Source organism: Azoarcus sp. DN11 (assembly GCF_003628555.1).
In the GTDB taxonomy this organism is placed as follows: domain Bacteria; phylum Pseudomonadota; class Gammaproteobacteria; order Burkholderiales; family Rhodocyclaceae; genus Aromatoleum.
Window position 1 is genome coordinate 1,213,446 of record NZ_CP021731.1, and the last position, 17,859, is coordinate 1,231,304.

Genomic DNA, 17,859 nt, shown 5'->3' on the forward strand with positions numbered 1-17,859 from the left:
CCCCCTGCTTCTTCGCCCCCGGCTCATCCTCGATGCAAAAGTGTCGTGTTTTCCCGACACCGCCCCGGGTGCGAATGCAAGTCCATGATTCAGATGAATTCCTGCTGTCGCTCGCGGGCGACGTCGGCCGTCTCGGCACGAAACAGGCTGGGCGTGAGCGAGTGCCGCTGCAGCAGGCGGTAGAACTCGGTGCGGTTGCGGTCCGCGAGGCGCGCGGCGTCGGAGACGTTACCGTCGGTGAGCTTGAGCAGCTGGATCAGGTAGTTGCGCTCGAAGCGCAGTTTCGCCTCGGCGTAGCTCAGCGCCTCGATGCTGGGGCCGCGCAGCGCGCGCTCGACCAGCGTCACGGGGATGAGCGGCGTCGTCGCCAGTGCGCAAGCCTGCTCCACGACGTTCTGCAGCTGACGGATGTTGCCCGGCCAGGCGGCGGTCGTCAGCGCTTCCAGCGCATCCGGCGCGAAGCCGCGCAGGCGCTTCTGGTACTTGCGCGCCAGGCCGTGCAGGAAATGATTCGCCAGCAGCGGGATGTCCTCGCGCCGCTCGTCCAGCGTCGGCAGGGTCAGGCTGACGACGTTGAGGCGGTAGAAGAGATCCTCGCGGAACGCCCCTTCCGTCAGGGCCGATTCGAGATCCCGGTGCGTCGCGGACAGGATGCGCACGTCGATCTCCAGCGCGCGGCTCGCGCCGACCGGCCGCACCGCGCGCTCCTGCAGCACCCGCAGCAGCTTCACCTGCAGCGCGAGGGGCATGTCGCCGATCTCGTCGAGGAAGATCGTGCCGCCGTCCGCGGCCTGGAACAGGCCCGTGTGCGACGTCGCGGCCCCCGTGAACGCGCCCTTCATGTGGCCGAAGAGCTCGGACTCGAGCAGCTGCTCGGGAATCGCGCCGCAGTTGATCGCGATGAAGGGTTTGTCGGCGCGCGGGCTGGCGTTGTGGATGGCGTGTGCGAGCAGCTCCTTGCCGGTGCCGCTGTCGCCGCGGATCAGGATGCTGGCGTCGGAGGCGGCCACGAGCAGCGCCTCGTCCAGCACCGTCGCCATGCGGGCGCTGTGGCTGATGATGTCGTCGCGCCAGCCGGCGGCCGTGCGCTCCTCGCCGGCATGGGCGGTGCCGGCGATCTGCAGCGCCTGCACGATCTTGTCGAGCAAGGCCTTGCTGTCGAACGGCTTGGTCAGATAGCCGAACACCCCGCGCGAGGTCGCCTCCACGGCATCCGGGATGGTGCCGTGCGCGGTCAGCAGGATCACCGGCAGCGCCGGCCAGATCTGGCGGATCTCCTCGAAGAGCTGCAGCCCGTCGCGGTCGGGCAGGCGCACGTCGCTGACCACCAGCCCGAAGCGCTCCACCGCCAGGCAAGCCAGCGCGGCTTCGGCGCTTTCCGCGGTACTGACGCGATATCCGCTCGCGCCCAGTCGCATCGACAGCAGCCGCAGCAGATCGGCGTCGTCGTCAACAAGCAACAGGTGGGCACCGCCCTGCGTCGTCACGGCCCCGCCGGCAGTGGTCTGGCTCGTCCTCATTTCTCGGTTCTCCTTTCCCGTGGCGCCGATTGCGCCGGCGTCGATGCGGACGGCCTTGCCGGCAGGGTGCGTTCGATTTCGGTCAAGGCGTCGAGCTTCGCCTGAAGCTCTTCGCCCTGTTTCTGCGCGTCCTTGAGCTGCTGCCCTGTTCGCTCGAGCTGCTGGGTCAGCCGTTCCGCAGTGCTCTCGAGCCGCAGGCGCTCCTGCACCTGCTCGGCCAGCACGCGGGCGAGCGGCTGCAGCGCCACCGCATCGGCCTTCTCGGACGCATTGATCGCCTCGAGCAAGGATTGTGCGCGCTGGAGATGGGCGACTCCCTGCGGCGCGTGGCTCAGCAGCATCGCCAACTTGATCTGCGCGAGCGGCGCATTGCCCGCAGCGGACTGCGCCGAGCGCTCGCGTGCGAGTTCCGAGGCATTCATGCCGCGAATCGTCTCGTGGTAGGCGAGCGCCGTCTGGATCGGGGTGCTGCGGTTGCCGAGGATGGGCGGCATCGGCGGCAGCGCGGACAACTCGGCGCTGGCGCTGCGCACGCCGGCGCAGCCCGTGGTGCTCCCGGCGAGAGCCAGCACGCAGAGCATGGCGGCCGCGCCACGATGCCTGAGGGCGTCGCGGGGCGTGAGGCGCAGGTCGTGGGGAAGGTCAGCTCTCATTGGGAAGTTCGATCCTGAAATAGGCGCCTTTGGTCGAAGGCTGAAGCCCGACGCGCCCGCCATGGGCGACGATGAACTCGCGTACGATGGAAAGGCCGAGCCCGCTGCCGTGGCGCGGCTCTTCCGGCTGGCGGCTGCCCTGGAAGAAGGGGTCGAAGATGCGTTCGGCTTCGTCGGCTGCGGCCCCCGGCCCCTGGTCGATGCAATCGATGCGGACCCAGCCGGGCTCCTTGCTCAGCGTGAGGCGGATCTCGCCGTCGCGCGGGCTGAACGACACGGCGTTCGCCAGCAGATTCGCCAGCACGATGCGCAGCTTGTCGGGATCCGCGCTGAACGCGGGTGGATCGCCGCGCAAGACTACCTTCAGGTTGCGCGTCTGGATCGGCAGCTGCTGTTCGGCGATGACCGACTCGGCAAGCGCGCGCAGCATCACCGGGCGACGGCGCAGGTTGCGCGCGTGGAACACCGCCGCGTTGTAGCCCAGCAGATCCTCGATGTGCCCCTGCAGCGCGTGGGTGTTGTGCTGCAGGATCGCGACCACCTCGCGCTGCTCCCCCGAGAGCTCGCCGACCACCCCGTCCTCCAGCAGCGCAATGCCTTCGCGCAGCGATGCGAGCGGCGTTTTCAGCTCGTGCGACACGTGACGCAGCACCCGGCTGCGGTTCGCTTCGAGGTCCGCGAGCCGCAGGCGCAGCCAGTCGAGGCGGCGGCCGACGCGGCGCAGGTCCGCGGGGCCGGGGATCGCAACCGGTTCGTCGAAGCGGCTTTCGCCCAGCGCCTCGATCGCCGCCTCCAGCCGGTTGATCGGCCGCAGCAGCCACCAGCCGGTCAGCGCCGCGAAGGTACACGCGGCGACGATCGCGGCGAGCACGTGCCACGCCAGGCGGCCGCGGTTGGCATCCAGTTCCGCGAACAGGAGCTGGCTCTGGCGATCGAGCTGCATCCGCACTTCGCCCGCGAGCCGCTCGTTCAGCGGCGGCACGCGGCCCAGGGCGGCCGTTGCCGCTTCCGCCGCGCCCTTGCCGGTCAGCGCCGCGCCGGCGGCCGCGGCCGCCAGGCGCCACTCGTCCACGAGCAGGGTGACGCCCGGCGCATGCAGTGCGGAAATCGTATCCAGGGCGGCGAGGGACTCGCTGCGCGCCTGCTCGAAGCGCTCGCGCAGGAGCGGATCCTTCAGCACGAGGAACTGGCGTGCGCTGCGCTCCATATCGACGCTGCGCTCCCCCAGTTGCTGCACCGCCGTCGAATACTTCAGCGCGTCATCGACGCTTTCGCGGTGCCGGCTCGCAAATTCCTCGAGCGTAATCAGCCCCCCCAGCGCCGTGGCACCCAGGATCGCCGCGACGAGCAGAAAGCTGGCAAGCAGCGAATAGCTGAATGAAAGGCGCGACATGGCGGGAGGATCGTCGTAAACCAGCGCGAAAGTGTAGGTGGCGTTCGGCGGGCCACGTCGTAAGGAAGTGCAAGGCCGTGTTTCAGGATGCGTTTGCCGTCGCTTTCGGGCGACAGGAGAAAAACGAATAAAAACATGGATATGACGCAAATGAGCGATTTTGGTGTCGCCAACCGGCGACAGTTTTTGGGCCCGGAACGCCACATTTTGGGCTGATTTAACGATAACGTCTTGAAATTCAATCGCTTGGGAGCGTGGCATGGCAAATGCTTATGCGCACGGGGGCGATGACCGTCGGCCCGGAAACGTTTACGGATTCAAGGAGAGACCATGTTCAACAAACCCGCCATGTTCCCCAAAGCGCCAGACGCCCCGGCATCGCGCACCAACGGCACGTCGCGGCCGGCACCGGGCAGTCTGACCGCGGGGCCGGCGTCTTCTTCCGCGAGCCTGGCGCGCAGCACCTCCGAATTGCCGGCCTCGATCAGCGGCTCCTCTCCGGCCGCTGACGAGAAGGTGGCGGCAGCGGCGGACGTCGCGGCCGCCCCGATCGAAGACGCCATGCAGGGTACGGGCAGCCGCCTGATCGTCGGACCGGATGTCAAGCTCAAGGGCGCCGAGATCCTCGACTGCGACACCCTGGTCGTCGAGGGCCGCGTCGAGGCCACGATGGACAGCCGCGTCATCCGCATCGCCGAGAACGGCTCCTTCTCGGGCACCGTCGGTATCGACGTCGCCGAGGTGCACGGCCGTTTCGAGGGCGAACTCACCGCGCGCAGCCAGTTGATCATCCACTCGACCGGCCGCGTCAGCGGCAAGATCCGCTACGGTAAGATCCTGATCGAGGAAGGGGGCGAGATTTCCGGTGACGTGCAGTCGCTCGCGACGGCGAAGGATGCGGGCCGGGACACCGTGCGAGCCGTCGGCCGTGATGAATCCAGTAACGTGAAGGTCGCCGGCGCCGCGGCCTGATCGACCTTCGCAGACCGGGAGCCGGCTTCAGCCCCAGCGGGAGGCGGCTGCCGGCTTCGCCGCTTCAGGCATCCGCGTCTTCGTCCTCGAAACCGACGGTGAAGCGCGACAGCATGACGTTCAGCGCGGCCTGGTTTTCCGGCCGATCGAGCTCGAACAGGCGAAAGCCCGTGCTGCAGAACTCGGGATTGGTGTCATGGCCCGACCACATCGCCTTGGCCGGCAGCACCACGCTGCGCGGTTTGCCGTGGTCGTCGGGCAGATCGATCCGCAGTCGGTACAGCAGGCCGGGCAGCATCTTGCTCGGACCGTACACCAGCAGGCCGCCCTTGCTGATGTCGCCGATGCGCCCGATGAATTTGCCCGTTTCCGCGTCATGCACGCGAAACGAGATCGAGATCGATCGGCGGCGAAACAGGCGATGTTCCATGTCGGCTCCCGAGCCTGAAAGGCAGGCTGCTCAGTTCGGCCGGCCGTGCGCGTCCGACACGGCCAGTTTCAGCGGCTGATAGCTCCAGTACCGCTCCCAGGCTGCGCGCACCATGTTCGGATATTCCGGGCGGCCGAGGCTGCCGTTGTAGCGCCCCAGGGCCCGGAACAGGTCGCCCTTCTCGACGTCCAGGTAATGGCGCAGGATCGTGCAGCCGTAGCGCAGGTTCGTGCGCAGATGGAAGAGGTTGTCCTCGGGGCCGCCGATCGTCCTGACCCAGAACGGCATCACCTGCATGTAGCCGCGCGCCCCGGCGCCCGACACCGCGTACTTGCGGAAGCCGCTCTCGACCTGGATCAGCCCGAGCACGAGCTGCGCGTCGAGTCCTGCCCGCGTCGCCTCGTAATGCACGGACGTCAGCAGATCCTCGCGGTAGGTGCGATCCGGAATCCGCTTTTCCAGACGGTGCGACATCTCCTGCAGCCAGCGGACACGCTCGGTCGCGTCGGCGATCAGCACCTCGGGCGCCCCCGCGTCGCTGACCGCCGCATGCAGGGCCGCGCGCACGCTTGCCGCCATCGGCTCATAAACCTGGTTGCCGGCAAAGGCCTCCCCGCCGAAGGCCGACATGGCCAGCAGGGTGGCAAACAGCAATGAAAGGCGCGTGCGCTCCATGCGCACGTTATAGCCGAAAGTCATTCGCCCCGCATCTTCGCGGCAACGAAACCGGCGAGATCGGCGATCGCGACCTTCGTCGCTTCGGCGTCACGGCGGCCCTGGTACTCGGCCACACCTTCCTTCAGGCCGCGGTCGCCGATGACGACGCGATGCGGCACGCCGATCAGCTCCCAGTCGGCGAGCATCACGCCGGGGCGCTCGTCGCGGTCGTCGAGGATCGCATCGACGCCGGCGGCGATCAGGCCCTCGTAGAGCTTCAGCGCCTCGTTGCGTACCGCCTCCGACTTGCCCCAGCCCACCGGGCACACGACGATGCGGAAGGGCGCGAGCGCATCCGGCCAGATGATGCCGCGCGCGTCGTTGTTCTGCTCGATCGCGGCGCCGAGGATGCGCGTGACGCCGATGCCGTAGCAGCCCATCTCGAAGTGTTTGGGCTTGCCGTCGACGTCGAGGAAGGTCGCGTTCATCGACTTCGAGTACTTCGTGCCGAGGTAGAACACGTGGCCGACTTCGATGCCGCGCTGGATCGCGAGCTGCCCCTTGCCGTCCGGGCTCGCATCGCCTTCGCGTACGTTGCGCAGGTCGGCGACGAGATCCGGCTCGGGCAGGTCGCGGCCCCAGTTCGCGCCGGTGAAGTGGTAGTCCTCGTCGTTCGCGCCGCAGATGAAGTCCGACATGTTGGCGACGGTGCGGTCGGCGATGATCTTCACCGGCTTCTTCAGCCCGATCGGGCCGAGGTAGCCCGGCTTGCAGCCGAAGTGTTCGTGGATCTCGACTTCGGTCGCGAAGCGGAAGCCCGCCTTCAGTCCGTCGATCTTGCTCGCCTTCACTTCGTTCAGCTCGTGGTCGGCACGCACGAGCAGCAGCCACACGGTGACACCTGCGGGCTGGCCCTTTTCATCGACATCATCGGTCGCAAGCACCAGCGATTTGACGTTCGTCTCGAGCGGTACGCCGAGCAGTTCGGCGACGTCCTTGCAGGTCTCCTTGCCCGGGGTCGAGATCTTTTCGAGCGCCTTGGCGGGTGCTGCGCGGGAGGCGAGCAGCGGCAGCGCTTCGGCGAGCTCGATGTTCGCGGCGTAGTCGGAATCCGGGCAATACACAATCGCGTCCTCGCCGGTGTCGGCGATCACCTGGAACTCGTGCGAGCGGTCGCCGCCGATCGCGCCGGTGTCGGCGGCCACGGCGCGGTAGGTCAGACCCAGGCGGTCGAAGATGCGGCAGTAGGCGGCGTACATCGCGTCGTAGCTGCGGCCCGCGGCGTCGACGTCACGGTCGAAGGAATACGCGTCCTTCATCGTGAACTCGCGTCCGCGCATCACGCCGAAGCGCGGCCGGCGCTCGTCGCGGAACTTGGTCTGGATCTGGTAGAAGTTCTTCGGCAGCTGGCGGTAGCTCTTCAGCTCCTGGCGCGCGATGTCGGTGACGACTTCTTCCGAGGTCGGCTGCAGCGCGAAGTCGCGCTCGTGGCGATCCTTGAAGCGCAGCATCTCCTCGCCCATCTTCTCCCAGCGGCCGGTCTCGGCCCACAGCTCGGACGGCTGCACCATCGGCATCGTCAGCTCGAGCGCGCCGGCGCGGTTCATTTCCTCGCGCACGATGTTCTCGACCTTGCGGATCACCCGCAGGCCGATCGGCAGGTAGCTGTAGATGCCGGCGGCAACCTTGCGGATGAAGCCCGCGCGCAGCATCAGCTTCTGGCTGACAATTTCGGCGTCCGAGGGGGCTTCCTTCAGGGTGGAGATGAAATACTGGCTGGCGCGCATTCTTGAGTCCGGGATGGTCGATTGGGCAAACCACAAATTCTAGCCGGTCGCGTGCCGGTCGGGTATTCGCCTTGCGGTCGCTGCAGTCCCCGTGCATTCCCGGGCGTCAACGCGGGAAAAAGCGCCGCCGGTGCGGGAACATGGCACAGGGCGCTCCTTTCCAATGCAGGGTAAGTGTGAAAAAATCGTGACAACTCTCATGAATTATTGAAGGTTTGATCATGCTCGACCGTGAAGGCTATCGCCCGAACGTCGGCATCGTTCTGGTCAACGCGCGCAACGAGGTGTTCTGGGGCAAACGGATTCGCGAACATTCCTGGCAGTTTCCGCAGGGGGGCATCAAGCACGGGGAATCCCCCGAGCAGGCGATGTTCCGGGAACTCTTCGAAGAGGTGGGTCTGCGCCCCGAGCATGTGAAGATTCTTGGCCGCACGCGCGGCTGGCTGAGGTATGACGTTCCGAAACACTGGATAAGGAGGGAGTGGCGCAACACCTATCGCGGTCAGAAACAGATCTGGTTTCTCCTGCGGCTGGTGGGGCGTGATTCCGACGTCTGCCTGCGAGCCAGCAATCATCCGGAGTTCGATGCCTGGCGCTGGAGTGAGTATTGGGTGCCGCTGGACGCTGTCATAGAGTTCAAGCGGCAGGTGTATCAACAGGCACTGCTGGAGCTGTCGAAAAATCTGTTCCGGGTTCGCCCCGGCGACCTGCCCGAGGCCTACCGGGCCGCGGCGCAGGAGCGCGAATCCTGACCCTGGCACCGACGCCGCCGCAAACGTATCCGCAAGTTCGGCTACGTTTGCGGCGGTGTTTATTTGTGCCCCGGGCCGGCCCTGGGGGCGGCGACTGAACCGCTGCAGGGGCGGGAGGTCAAACGCCCTATGCCGGCTTCAGGCCGGCTGCGGTGCGCGACTTGCGCCGCACGCGGGGCGCGGCGCGGGTGCCGATGCAGAGTCCGCAGGCCAGGCACGCGCCTCCCTCACGCCACTGTTTCCACTGGGAGGTGTCCATGAACCGGGAATTCGAACCGCTGCCGCAAGCCCGGCTCGCCGGCCTGCATTGCGAAGTCGCCAGGACCGACGAGAGCCGCAGGGTGTCGCCGGCTTCACCGGCCGTCGAGGTCATGACGGACTTCACCCGTGTGCCGGCGGCGACGATTTCCGGCGAAACGCTGCTCGCCGAGGCGAATCGCGCGATGCTGCTGCGCGGGGTCCGGCTGCTTCTGGTGACGGATGCGCGCCACCTCGTGCGTGGCGTCCTCAGCGTCGCCGACCTGCTCGGTGAGCGCCCGGTGCATACCGCGCGCGAACGTGGCGTGCCCCTGGGCGAACTGGTCGTCGACAACGTCATGACGCCGCTGGACAAGACCGAAGCCGTCGAGTTGGGCGAGGTGATGCGCGCGGATGTCGGCCACATCGTCGCGACGCTGCGCCGCTCCGGCCGGCAGCATGCGCTGGTGCTGGAGCGCGAGGAGGGCGGGCGCGGCCTGATCCGGGGCATCTTCTCCGCCTCGCAGATTGCGCGCCAGCTCGGCGAACCGCAGCCGATGACCACCGAGATCGCGCGCACTTTCGCCGAGATCGAAGCTGCGATCGCCGCGTGATGCGCCGCGCCAGCCGATAGCCCAGCGCGATCGAAAACATAGGCGTATTCAATTTTCGCTCGCTGTCCGCGGCTTCTAGGCTTAGGACGTCCCCGGCTGACGACCGGGGCGTATCTTCGACCCCCTGAACGAGGAGACGACAATGGAACTGAAAGGATCCAAGACCGAAGCGAACCTGAAAGCCGCGTTTGGCGGCGAATCGCAGGCCAACCGCCGTTATCTCTACTTCGCCGCGAAGGCCGACGTGGAAGGGCAGAACGACGTGGCCGCCGTGTTCCGCTCGACGGCGGAAGGTGAAACCGGCCACGCGCACGGCCACCTGGAGTATCTCGAAGCCTGTGGCGACCCCGCCACCGGCCTGCCGTTCGGTGCCACGCGGGCCAATCTCGGCGCCGCCATCGCCGGTGAGACGCACGAGTACACCGACATGTACCCGGGGATGTCGAAAGTCGCGCGCGAAGAGGGTTTCGACGAAATCGCCGACTGGTTCCAGACGCTCGCGAAGGCCGAGCGCTCGCACGCCAACCGCTTCCAGAAGGCGCTGGACGCCCTGCAGGATTGAACGGGCTTCGCCTCGCTCGGCCGTGGGCGGCCGCAGCGGCCGCCCTGAACGCTGCACTGGGTATCGCGCGCGCCGGTTGGTGCGCGCGAAAAGGGAGGTCGCATGTCCAAGCGCGAAGGCAGCCTCGACGCCCCCACGCGTCACCCGATCGCGTGGCAGAAGGCCGATTACTACGACGAGGCGGCGCTCGATGGCGAACTCGAGCGCGTCTTCGACATCTGTCACGGCTGCCGGCGCTGCGTGAACCTGTGCAACGCCTTCCCGACGCTCTTCGATCTCGTCGACGAGGGCAGCACAGGCGAACTCGACGGCGTCGCCAGGAAGGATTTCGTCAAGGTCGTCGACCAGTGCTACCTGTGCGACCTGTGCTTCATGACGAAGTGTCCCTACGTCCCGCCGCACCCATGGAACGTCGATTTCCCGCACCTGATGCTGCGGGCCAAGGCCGTCAAGTTCCGCAAGGGGGAGGTGCGCCTGCGCGACAAGGTGCTGACGAGCACCGATGCGCTCGGCAAGCTCGCCGCGATTCCCGTCGTCGCCCAGACCGTCAACGCTGCGAATCGCAACCCTGCGGCCCGAACCGTGCTGCAGTCCGTGCTCGGCGTCGACAAGCGGCGCGAACTCCCGCCCTACGCGCCGGCGAGATTCCGCAACTCAGCCGACGCCCGCGCCGACTGGCCGGTGCGCGACGGCGAACGTACGCCGGGCAAGGTCGCGATCTTCTCGACCTGCTACATCAACTACAACGAACCGGGCATCGGGCACGATCTCGTCGCGGTGCTCGCGCACAACGAGATCCCCGTCGTCCTCGCGCACCGGGAAGCCTGTTGCGGCATGCCCAAGCTCGAGCTGGGCGACCTCGAGGGCGTGCGCCGCCTGAAGGACGTGAACATCCCGCCGCTCGCCAAGCTCGCCCGCGACGGCTACGCGCTCCTCGCCGCCGTGCCGTCCTGCGCCCTGATGTTCAAGCAGGAGCTGCCCCTCATGTTCCCGGACGATCCGCTCGTCCTCGCTGTCGGGGAGGCGATGTTCGACCCCTTCGAATACTTCATGCTGCGCCATCGCGACGGCCTGCTGAAAACCGACTTCAAGCAGCCGCTCGGCAAGGTCGCGTATCACATCCCCTGCCACGGCCGCGTCCAGAACATCGGCCAGAAGACGCGCGAGGCCCTCCAGCTCGTGCCCGGCACCGAGGTCACCACGGTCGAGCGCTGCGCGGGCCACGACGGCACCTGGGGCGTCAAGGAGGAATTCTTCGAGCAGTCGATGAAGATCGGGCGCCCCGTGTTTCGCCAGATGGCGCAGGCCGGGCCGGATTTCATCAGCTCCGACTGCCCCATCGCCGGCCGCCACATCCAGCAGGGCATCCGCGACGGCGGCACCGACCTGAAGGCCGAAAAGGCGCATCCCCTGACCCTGTTGCGCAGGGCATACGGACTGTGAGGTCAAGACACGATGAACGCCATCTCCCGCGACAGCCTCCTGAGCCTCGAAGCCTACGCCCGCCAGCGCGCGGCCTTCCGCAGCCGCGTCATCGCGCACAAAAAGGACCGCACGCTGCACCTGGGCGAGCACATCACGCTGATGTTCGAGGACGAATTGACGATCCGCTACCAGATCCAGGAGATGCTGCGCATCGAACGCACCTTCGAGGAGGAGGGCATCCAGGGCGAGCTCGACGCCTACGGGCCGCTCGTGCCCGACGGCAGCAACTGGAAGGCGACGATGATGATCGAATTCCCGGTGGAGACCGAACGGCGACTCTGGCTCACCCGCCTGATCGGTATCGAGAAGCACGTCTGGGTCCGCGTCGCGGGCTGCGAACCGATCTTCGCGATTGCGGACGAGGACCTGGAACGCGACAATGGCGAAAAGACGTCCGCGGTACACTTCCTCCGCTTCGAACTTCCGCCCCCGGCGATCCGCGCCCTCCATGCAGGCGCCGCGCTCGCGATCGGAGTCGATCACCCCGCCATGACGGCGGTGGTGGAGCCCGTCCCGGACGCGATCCGGCAATCCTTGTGTGGAGATTTGCGAGCTTGACGCCGCTGCAACCCATCCTTCGCGGGGGCCTCCTGGCCCTCGTCTGTTTTTCCGCCCCGGCGTTTGCCGGCCTGTTCACCGATGCCGATCCGGACTGGAAGGAGGGCGGCCACACCCTCCCGGCAGCCCCGCGCGACGGCGCCTTGCGCGAATTCTTCGTCAGCAGCGCGTCGCCCAACCACTTTTTCATCGACGAGGACAGCATCGCTGTCGGCGAGGACGGCGTCGTCCGCTACACGCTCGTGATCCGCACGCCTGGCGGCGCGAAGAACGTGACGAACGAGGGCATCCGCTGCGCCAGCGGCACCTGGCGCCTGTACGCGACCGGCCGTTCCGGCGGTGACTGGTCGGCGGCGCGCGATGCAGACTGGAAGCCGATCGTCGACAACACCTACAATCGCCCTCGCGCGGCGCTCTCCGAGGACCATTTCTGCGACGGCCCCGTGCCCCCGCGCGACCGCGACGAAGTCCTGCGGCGCCTGCGCGGCGAAGCCAGCACCTTCATGAAATCGGGCAAATAAGCCCGCCGAGCGAGGAAAAGCCATGGATCAGCTCATCGTCGAATTCGACAAGGCCCTGCGCACGATCTTCGCCCCGGCACGTTCCGTCCGGCCGGTGCCCGGCGGCGACCTGCCGGATGCGCCGCTGAGCGACACCGAGCGCGAGCACGTCGCGGGCCTGATGCGGGTCAACCACTGCGGCGAGATCTGCGCCCAGGCCCTGTACCAGGGGCAGGCGATCCTGTCGCAGGACGCCAGCGTGCGGCGCGAACTCGCGCGGGCCTCCAACGAAGAGACCGAACATCTCGCCTGGACCGAGCAGCGCATCGCCGAACTCGGCGGACGCAAGAGCCTGCTGAATCCCCTCTGGTATGGCGGATCGCTCGCGCTCGGCCTGCTGGCGGGGAAACTGGGAGACCGCTGGAACCTGGGATTCCTCGCGGAAACCGAACGCCAGGTCGAAGCGCACCTGAGCGGGCACCTCGAGCGCCTGCCTGCCGAAGATCAGAAGTCCCGCGAAATCATCGAACAGATGAAGACCGACGAAGCGCGCCACGCCGACACCGCCATCGGTCTGGGCGCCCGCGAACTTCCGGCGCCCGTCAAGGTCGCGATGAAGTTCATGTCGCGGGTCATGACGACCACCGCGTACCGGGTCTGACACGACAAAGGCAGGGGGCGTCAGCCCCCTGTCCGGCACCTCCCCCGAGGCGCTTACTCCACGTCGACGATCGTCACTTCGTGGACCATCTCCGCCGTCTTCGCCAGCATGATCGACGCGGAGCAGTACTTCTCCGCCGACAGGTGCACTGCACGTTCCACCGTTTCGCGCTTCAGCCCTTTGCCGGTCACCGTGAAGTGGAAGGTGATGCGCGTGAACACCTTGGGATCGGTCTCGGCCCGTTCCGCCACGAGCTTCACTTCGCAATTGCGCACATCGTGGCGTCCGCGCTGCAGGATCAGCACCACATCGAACGCCGTGCAGCCGCCGGCACCCGCCAGCATCATCTCCATCGGTCGCGGCGCGAGGTTACGTCCGCCCGCTTCGGGGGCGCCGTCCATCGCCACGACGTGACCGGTGCCGGTTTCGGCAAGAAAGGTCATCCCGTCGACCCATTTGATCGTGCATTCCATCATTGACTCCGTTGTCGGCTGGATTGGGGTCGCCATCGGTCGACCGGAAGGCGATTCTACCGGAAGGCCACCCGCGCCCGGTGCGCAGGCTGGAGTGGCTGGTGCGCTGCAGCAATGCGCCCCGGAAAGCGATTCCCGCATGGCTGATGCCATCCCCAGCTTATGCCGGGACAGGAGGGGAACTTGATATGCATCAATTATTTATAATTTAATAAGCAATGCTTATCTGTAGATCAAAACATTTATAGTGCGATGCACAAAAAATGCTTGCCACGTCGGATTCGGCTCCGGATAATGATCCCCAGTCGGATCGATTTAGCTTCGTGATCCAAACCGGTGTCTCCTCCACCCTCCTCCTTTGGTGTGGATTTAACGCAGTCCCGCGGGGACTGCGTTTTTTTTGTGCGTGGCGCAGGCATGGAAAATGCCGCAGGCCCCGGTTTTTTGAAGGGGCCTCGGCAGAAGCGCGTTAGAGGCTGTCGCCGAAATCCGTGCGGAACTTGGCAACGAGACGGTCCTGCCAGTCGGTCACCGGCTTCAGGCGACCATAGAAGAAGCGCAGGATTTCGGGTTCTTCCGTGAACGCCAGTCCACCGATGAGCTTGCGGTGTGCGTACAGCCATGCGAGGCGGTCGACCGCGTACTTGACCTGCGACAACGTGAACACCCGCCGCGGCATCGCCAGGCGCACCAGCTCCATGTTCGCGAACACTTCGCTCCCGTCGGGGTCGCGTTGCTCGGATAGCGTTCCGCGCTCCATGCCGCGGATGCCGCCGGCGATGTACAGCGCCGAAGCCAGCGCGCCGGCCGGGTACTGCGCCTGCGGGATGTGATCCACGAACTCCATCGCATTGACATGGCAGCCCAGCCCGCCCGCAGGCGTGATCACGGGGATGCCGCGCTTCTGCAGCTCGTCCACCATGTAGGCGATGAACTGCGGCCCCTGGTTGATGACTTCCTCGTCCATCGTTTCGTCAAGGCCGACCGTGAGTGCCTCCATCTCGCGCACCGACATCCCGCCATACGTGAGGAAGCCTTCATACAGCGGCACCAGGCCGCGCATGCGGCGGTAAAGCTCCTCGCTGCGGATGCAGATGCCGCCCCCGCGTGCGCACCCGAGCTTGCGCGCGGAGAAATAGATGATGTCGCACTGGTCGGCGATCCGGCGCGTGATCTCGCGGATGCCGAGGCCCTTGCAGGCGTCCTCGCGCTGCTTGATGAAGTGCAGGTTGTCGGCGAGCAGGCTCGCATCGAGCACCAGCAGGAGGCCATGCTCGTCGCAGACCTTGCGGATTTCGACGAGGTTCTGCAGTGAGAACGGCTGGCCGCCGATCAGGTTCGTGCCGGCCTCCATGCGCACGAAGGCGATCTTGTCGGCGCCGTGTGCGCCGATCACATCGCGCAGCTTGGCGATGTCCATGTTGCCCTTGAAGGGATGCAGGCTCACGACCTCCAGCCCCGAATCGGCGACGAGCTCCTCCACCGTCCCGCCGTTGAGCGTGATGTGGGCTTTCGTGGTCGTGAAGTGGTAGTTCATCGGCACGACCGAGCCCTTGGATACCAGGACCTGCGAAAGGATGTTCTCGCACGCCCGACCCTGGTGGGCCGGCAGGAAGTGGGGCAGCCCGAAGATCTCCTGCAGCTTGTCCGCCAGGCGCGTATAGGTGGCGCTGCCCGCGTAGCTGTCGTCGGCAACCAGCATTGCCGCCTGCTGCTGGTCGCTCATCGCGTTGACGCCGCTGTCCGTGAGCATGTCCATGAACACGTCCGAATTGCGCAGCAGGAACGTGTTGTTGCCCGCCTCGGTAATCGCCGCCAGCCGGCGCTCCACCGGCGGAAGCGACAGTTTCTGGACGATGCGAACCTTGTGCATTTCGAGCGGGATGGCCTCGCCGCTAAAGAACCTCACTTCTGCCATCTCTTTGATCTCCCCAGCTGCCAACGGTTGAAAGTGCATGATTGTGCATATCGAGGTAGATGCAGAGGTTGATCTTGCACAAAAATTCTTTAACTTGTCCCCCTTCGCGCCCTTGCTGCAGGTCGCCAAGCGGCGAGTCAACCCGATTTGACTTTCGTGGGTACTCCGCTATACCATCACGAGCTTTCCGTTTATTGGCCTCTGCCCCAGGCCGGACAAGATCGAGGATTCGAATGAAAACGTTTTCTGCCAAGCCGCACGAAGTCAAGCGCGACTGGTTTGTTGTCGACGCGGCGGACAAGGTGCTTGGCCGGGTTGCCGCCGAGGTAGCCCGCCGTCTGCGTGGCAAGCACAAGCCTATTTACACCCCGCACGTTGATACCGGCGACTTCATCGTCGTGGTCAACGTCGAGAAGCTGCGCGTTACCGGCAACAAGGCGCAGGACAAGAAGTACTACCGTCACACCGGTTTTCCGGGCGGAATCTACGAAACCAACTTCACCAAGCTGCAGCAGCGCTTTCCCGAGCGCGTGCTGGAGAAGGCGGTGAAGGGCATGCTGCCGAAGGGGCCGCTGGGTTACGCCATGCTGAAGAAGCTGAAGTGCTACGCGGGTGCCGAGCATCCGCACGCTGCTCAGCAGCCCAAAGTTCTCGAGATCTGACAGGAGCCGATCAATGGCTGTGCAATACAACTATGGCACCGGCCGCCGCAAGACCGCGGTTGCCCGTGTGTTCATCAAGCCGGGTACCGGCAACATCGTCGTCAACGGCAAGCCCGTGGACGAGTTTTTCTCGCGCGAAACCGGCCGCATGATCGTTCGCCAGCCGCTCACGCTGACCGAGAACGCGAACCGCTTCGACGTCCTGGTCAACGTCACCGGCGGTGGTGAGTCGGGGCAGGCGGGTGCCGTGCGTCACGGCATCACCCGTGCGCTGATCGAATACGATGCCGACCTGAAGTCGGTGCTGCGCAAGGCGGGTTTCGTTACCCGCGACGCGCGCGAAGTCGAACGGAAGAAGGTCGGTTTCCGCAAGGCCCGTCGCCGCAAGCAGTTCTCGAAGCGCTGATACCTTCCGGTATCCGCTGGAACAGAAAGCCGCCCGCTGGGCGGCTTTTTGCTTTTCCGCGTGCAGAAAATGTGCGCCGCGAATGCGATAATGAAAAGCTGCACAGGGGGATTGCCCCGCGAAGGAGAAAGCATGATCAAGGTTGGCGTCGTCGGCGGTACGGGTTATACGGGTGTCGAACTGCTCAGGTTGCTTGCGCGTCATTCCGGCGTGAAACTGCATGCCATCACGTCGCGTGGCGATGCCGGCATGGCTGTGTCCGAGATGTTCCCGAGCCTGCGCGGCCGCGTCGACCTGCGCTTCGTCGCACCTGCCGAGGCTGCGCTCGACCAGTGCGACGTGGTTTTCTTCGCCACGCCCAACGGCATCGCCATGCAGCAGGCGCGTGAACTGCTCGGCAGGGGCGTGCGCGTCATCGACCTTGCCGCCGACTTCCGCATTCGTGACGTTGCCGAATGGGAGAAGTGGTACGGCATGACGCACGCGGCACCCGAGCTGATCCCCGAGGCCGTGTACGGCTTGCCGGAACGCAATCGCGAACAGATCCGTTCCGCTCGCCTGCTCGCCAATCCCGGTTGCTACCCCACCGCGGTGCAACTCGGGTTTCTGCCTTTGGTCGAGGCGGGCGTTGCCGACCTGTCGCACCTCGTCGCCGACGCCAAGTCGGGTGTTTCGGGGGCGGGCCGCAAGGCCGAGGTGCATACGTTGTTTGCCGAAGCGTCCGACAGTTTCAAGGCATACGGCGTCCCGGGGCATCGTCATCTTCCGGAGATCCGCCAGGGACTGGTCGGCATGGCGGGCAAGCAGGTCGGGCTTACCTTCGTGCCGCACCTGACGCCGATCATCCGTGGTATCCACGCGACCCTGTATGTCCGTCTGACGAAGGATGTGGACGTCCAGTCCCTCTTCGAAACCCGTTACCGTAATGAGCCGTTCGTGGACGTGATGCCGGCCGGCAGCCATCCCGAGACCCGTTCGGTGCGGGCGAGCAACCTGTGCCGCATCGCCGTCCACCGCCCGCAGGGGGGTGACGTCGTGGTCGTCCTTTCGGTCATCGACAATCTTGTCAAGGGCGCGGCCGGTCAGGCGGTGCAGAACATGAACATCATGTTCGGCCTCGACGAGGCTGAGGGGCTGGACGTGGTACCGGTCAGTCCGTAACGGAACCAATCGTTCCCATAGTCACTCTTATTTTGACGAAAGGCGTCCGGTGACGCATGATGTGCCGGTGCACCCCATTCAGGAGAAAACATGAGCACTGCAGTTGAAACCCCGGAACTGCTCGTCTTCACTGACAGCGCGGCGGGCAAGGTCAAGGAACTGATCGAGGAAGAGGGCAACCCGGATCTGAAGCTGCGCGTGTTCGTCAGCGGCGGTGGCTGCTCGGGCTTCCAGTACGGATTCACCTTTGACGAGGAGGTGAATGAGGACGACACGGCCTTCGAAAAGAATGGCGTGACGCTCCTGATCGATTCAATGAGCTATCAGTATCTGGTAGGCGCTGAGATCGACTACACGGAAGGTCTGGAAGGCTCGCAGTTCGTGATCCGCAATCCGAACGCGACCAGCACCTGCGGCTGCGGATCGTCGTTCTCTGCCTGAACTCGACGCTCGCTGCG

General features: G+C 65.7%; 20 protein-coding genes. 12 read left to right on the forward strand and 8 right to left on the reverse strand.

Features of this window, described 5'->3' with window-relative positions:
* Positions 1-89: 89 nt before the first annotated feature.
* From CDA09_RS05470 to CDA09_RS05480, 3 genes are read right to left on the reverse strand one after another with little or no spacing between them, the layout of a single operon-like run.
* The gene (locus tag CDA09_RS05470; RefSeq protein WP_121427696.1) at positions 90-1,520 is read right to left on the reverse strand and encodes a sigma 54-interacting transcriptional regulator; all 1,431 of its coding nucleotides are present in this window, start codon (positions 1,518-1,520) and stop codon (positions 90-92) included.
* Positions 1,517-2,173 (reverse strand): permease, encoded by a 657-nt coding sequence (locus CDA09_RS05475; protein WP_128106531.1) that lies wholly within the window; start codon positions 2,171-2,173, stop codon positions 1,517-1,519. The genes CDA09_RS05470 and CDA09_RS05475 overlap by 4 nt, the downstream gene beginning before the upstream one ends.
* The gene (locus CDA09_RS05480; RefSeq protein WP_121427698.1) at positions 2,163-3,566 is read right to left on the reverse strand and encodes a sensor histidine kinase; all 1,404 of its coding nucleotides are present in this window, start codon (positions 3,564-3,566) and stop codon (positions 2,163-2,165) included. The genes CDA09_RS05475 and CDA09_RS05480 overlap by 11 nt, the downstream gene beginning before the upstream one ends.
* A gap of 330 nt (positions 3,567-3,896) precedes the next feature.
* Here CDA09_RS05480 and CDA09_RS05485 point away from each other — a divergent pair, with 330 nt between their 5' ends.
* Positions 3,897-4,538, forward strand: coding sequence for a bactofilin family protein (locus tag CDA09_RS05485; RefSeq protein ID WP_121427699.1), 642 nt, complete (start codon positions 3,897-3,899; stop codon positions 4,536-4,538).
* 64 nt (positions 4,539-4,602) lie between these two features.
* On the opposite strand, the gene CDA09_RS05490 is transcribed toward CDA09_RS05485, so the two are convergent.
* The 3 genes from CDA09_RS05490 to CDA09_RS05500 form a co-directional block, all read right to left on the reverse strand.
* Entirely contained in the window at positions 4,603-4,968 is a 366-nt protein-coding gene (locus tag CDA09_RS05490) for a PilZ domain-containing protein (protein WP_121427700.1), read from the reverse strand.
* Between the two features lie 30 nt (positions 4,969-4,998).
* A complete protein-coding gene (locus CDA09_RS05495) occupies positions 4,999-5,598 on the reverse strand; it encodes a lytic transglycosylase domain-containing protein (protein ID WP_286164482.1) in 600 nt (199 codons plus the stop codon).
* A gap of 65 nt (positions 5,599-5,663) precedes the next feature.
* Positions 5,664-7,412: a proline--tRNA ligase gene (locus CDA09_RS05500; protein WP_121427701.1), complete on the reverse strand. Its 1,749-nt coding sequence runs from the start codon at positions 7,410-7,412 to the stop codon at positions 5,664-5,666.
* A gap of 221 nt (positions 7,413-7,633) precedes the next feature.
* Between CDA09_RS05500 and CDA09_RS05505 the strand changes: the two genes are divergently transcribed.
* From CDA09_RS05505 to coq7, 7 genes are all read left to right on the forward strand, one after another.
* Positions 7,634-8,164 (forward strand): RNA pyrophosphohydrolase, encoded by a 531-nt coding sequence (locus tag CDA09_RS05505; RefSeq protein ID WP_121430747.1) that lies wholly within the window; start codon positions 7,634-7,636, stop codon positions 8,162-8,164.
* Positions 8,165-8,421: 257 nt separating this feature from the next.
* On the forward strand, positions 8,422-9,015 hold the full coding sequence (locus CDA09_RS05510) for a CBS domain-containing protein (RefSeq protein ID WP_121427702.1): 594 nt from the start codon (positions 8,422-8,424) through the stop codon (positions 9,013-9,015).
* Positions 9,016-9,157: 142 nt separating this feature from the next.
* Positions 9,158-9,577 carry a rubrerythrin family protein gene (locus CDA09_RS05515; RefSeq protein WP_121427703.1) on the forward strand — a complete coding sequence of 140 codons (420 nt, stop codon included), beginning with the start codon at positions 9,158-9,160 and terminating at the stop codon, positions 9,575-9,577.
* 102 nt (positions 9,578-9,679) lie between these two features.
* The gene (locus tag CDA09_RS05520) at positions 9,680-11,020 is read left to right on the forward strand and encodes a heterodisulfide reductase-related iron-sulfur binding cluster (RefSeq protein ID WP_121427704.1); all 1,341 of its coding nucleotides are present in this window, start codon (positions 9,680-9,682) and stop codon (positions 11,018-11,020) included.
* Between the two features lie 12 nt (positions 11,021-11,032).
* Positions 11,033-11,620: a DUF3501 family protein gene (locus CDA09_RS05525; RefSeq protein ID WP_121427705.1), complete on the forward strand. Its 588-nt coding sequence runs from the start codon at positions 11,033-11,035 to the stop codon at positions 11,618-11,620.
* Positions 11,617-12,141 (forward strand): CNP1-like family protein, encoded by a 525-nt coding sequence (locus CDA09_RS05530; RefSeq protein WP_121427706.1) that lies wholly within the window; start codon positions 11,617-11,619, stop codon positions 12,139-12,141. Before CDA09_RS05525 ends, CDA09_RS05530 begins: the two co-directional genes overlap by 4 nt.
* A 22-nt stretch (positions 12,142-12,163) precedes the next feature.
* The gene (gene coq7, locus CDA09_RS05535; RefSeq protein WP_121427707.1) at positions 12,164-12,781 is read left to right on the forward strand and encodes a 2-polyprenyl-3-methyl-6-methoxy-1,4-benzoquinone monooxygenase; all 618 of its coding nucleotides are present in this window, start codon (positions 12,164-12,166) and stop codon (positions 12,779-12,781) included.
* A gap of 53 nt (positions 12,782-12,834) precedes the next feature.
* On the opposite strand, the gene CDA09_RS05540 is transcribed toward coq7, so the two are convergent.
* The gene (locus CDA09_RS05540) at positions 12,835-13,254 is read right to left on the reverse strand and encodes an OsmC family protein (protein WP_121427708.1); all 420 of its coding nucleotides are present in this window, start codon (positions 13,252-13,254) and stop codon (positions 12,835-12,837) included.
* 469 nt (positions 13,255-13,723) lie between these two features.
* Positions 13,724-15,172: a tryptophanase gene (locus CDA09_RS05545; RefSeq protein WP_121427709.1), complete on the reverse strand. Its 1,449-nt coding sequence runs from the start codon at positions 15,170-15,172 to the stop codon at positions 13,724-13,726.
* 233 nt (positions 15,173-15,405) lie between these two features.
* Here CDA09_RS05545 and rplM point away from each other — a divergent pair, with 233 nt between their 5' ends.
* The 4 genes from rplM (at position 15,406) to erpA (ending at position 17,842) form a co-directional block, all read left to right on the forward strand.
* Positions 15,406-15,834 (forward strand): 50S ribosomal protein L13, encoded by a 429-nt coding sequence (rplM, locus tag CDA09_RS05550; RefSeq protein WP_076601387.1) that lies wholly within the window; start codon positions 15,406-15,408, stop codon positions 15,832-15,834.
* A gap of 13 nt (positions 15,835-15,847) precedes the next feature.
* A complete protein-coding gene (gene rpsI, locus CDA09_RS05555; protein ID WP_121427710.1) occupies positions 15,848-16,240 on the forward strand; it encodes a 30S ribosomal protein S9 in 393 nt (130 codons plus the stop codon).
* Positions 16,241-16,372: 132 nt separating this feature from the next.
* Positions 16,373-17,401 (forward strand): N-acetyl-gamma-glutamyl-phosphate reductase, encoded by a 1,029-nt coding sequence (gene argC, locus CDA09_RS05560; RefSeq protein ID WP_121427711.1) that lies wholly within the window; start codon positions 16,373-16,375, stop codon positions 17,399-17,401.
* A gap of 90 nt (positions 17,402-17,491) precedes the next feature.
* Entirely contained in the window at positions 17,492-17,842 is a 351-nt protein-coding gene (gene erpA, locus CDA09_RS05565) for an iron-sulfur cluster insertion protein ErpA (protein WP_121427712.1), read from the forward strand.
* The last annotated feature ends 17 nt before the right edge of the window (positions 17,843-17,859 follow it).

Coding starts and splice junctions, on each gene's coding strand:
- CDA09_RS05470 (WP_121427696.1), bottom strand. CDS start 1,520: ATGAGGACGAGCCAGACCACTGCCGGCGGGGCCGTGACGACGCAGGGC.
- CDA09_RS05475 (WP_128106531.1), bottom strand. CDS start 2,173: ATGAGAGCTGACCTTCCCCACGACCTGCGCCTCACGCCCCGCGACGCC.
- CDA09_RS05480 (WP_121427698.1), bottom strand. CDS start 3,566: ATGTCGCGCCTTTCATTCAGCTATTCGCTGCTTGCCAGCTTTCTGCTC.
- CDA09_RS05485 (WP_121427699.1), top strand. CDS start 3,897: ATGTTCAACAAACCCGCCATGTTCCCCAAAGCGCCAGACGCCCCGGCA.
- CDA09_RS05490 (WP_121427700.1), bottom strand. CDS start 4,968: ATGGAACATCGCCTGTTTCGCCGCCGATCGATCTCGATCTCGTTTCGC.
- CDA09_RS05495 (WP_286164482.1), bottom strand. CDS start 5,598: ATGTCGGCCTTCGGCGGGGAGGCCTTTGCCGGCAACCAGGTTTATGAG.
- CDA09_RS05500 (WP_121427701.1), bottom strand. CDS start 7,412: ATGCGCGCCAGCCAGTATTTCATCTCCACCCTGAAGGAAGCCCCCTCG.
- CDA09_RS05505 (WP_121430747.1), top strand. CDS start 7,634: ATGCTCGACCGTGAAGGCTATCGCCCGAACGTCGGCATCGTTCTGGTC.
- CDA09_RS05510 (WP_121427702.1), top strand. CDS start 8,422: ATGAACCGGGAATTCGAACCGCTGCCGCAAGCCCGGCTCGCCGGCCTG.
- CDA09_RS05515 (WP_121427703.1), top strand. CDS start 9,158: ATGGAACTGAAAGGATCCAAGACCGAAGCGAACCTGAAAGCCGCGTTT.
- CDA09_RS05520 (WP_121427704.1), top strand. CDS start 9,680: ATGTCCAAGCGCGAAGGCAGCCTCGACGCCCCCACGCGTCACCCGATC.
- CDA09_RS05525 (WP_121427705.1), top strand. CDS start 11,033: ATGAACGCCATCTCCCGCGACAGCCTCCTGAGCCTCGAAGCCTACGCC.
- coq7 (WP_121427707.1), top strand. CDS start 12,164: ATGGATCAGCTCATCGTCGAATTCGACAAGGCCCTGCGCACGATCTTC.
- CDA09_RS05540 (WP_121427708.1), bottom strand. CDS start 13,254: ATGGAATGCACGATCAAATGGGTCGACGGGATGACCTTTCTTGCCGAA.
- CDA09_RS05545 (WP_121427709.1), bottom strand. CDS start 15,172: ATGGCAGAAGTGAGGTTCTTTAGCGGCGAGGCCATCCCGCTCGAAATG.
- rplM (WP_076601387.1), top strand. CDS start 15,406: ATGAAAACGTTTTCTGCCAAGCCGCACGAAGTCAAGCGCGACTGGTTT.
- rpsI (WP_121427710.1), top strand. CDS start 15,848: ATGGCTGTGCAATACAACTATGGCACCGGCCGCCGCAAGACCGCGGTT.
- argC (WP_121427711.1), top strand. CDS start 16,373: ATGATCAAGGTTGGCGTCGTCGGCGGTACGGGTTATACGGGTGTCGAA.
- erpA (WP_121427712.1), top strand. CDS start 17,492: ATGAGCACTGCAGTTGAAACCCCGGAACTGCTCGTCTTCACTGACAGC.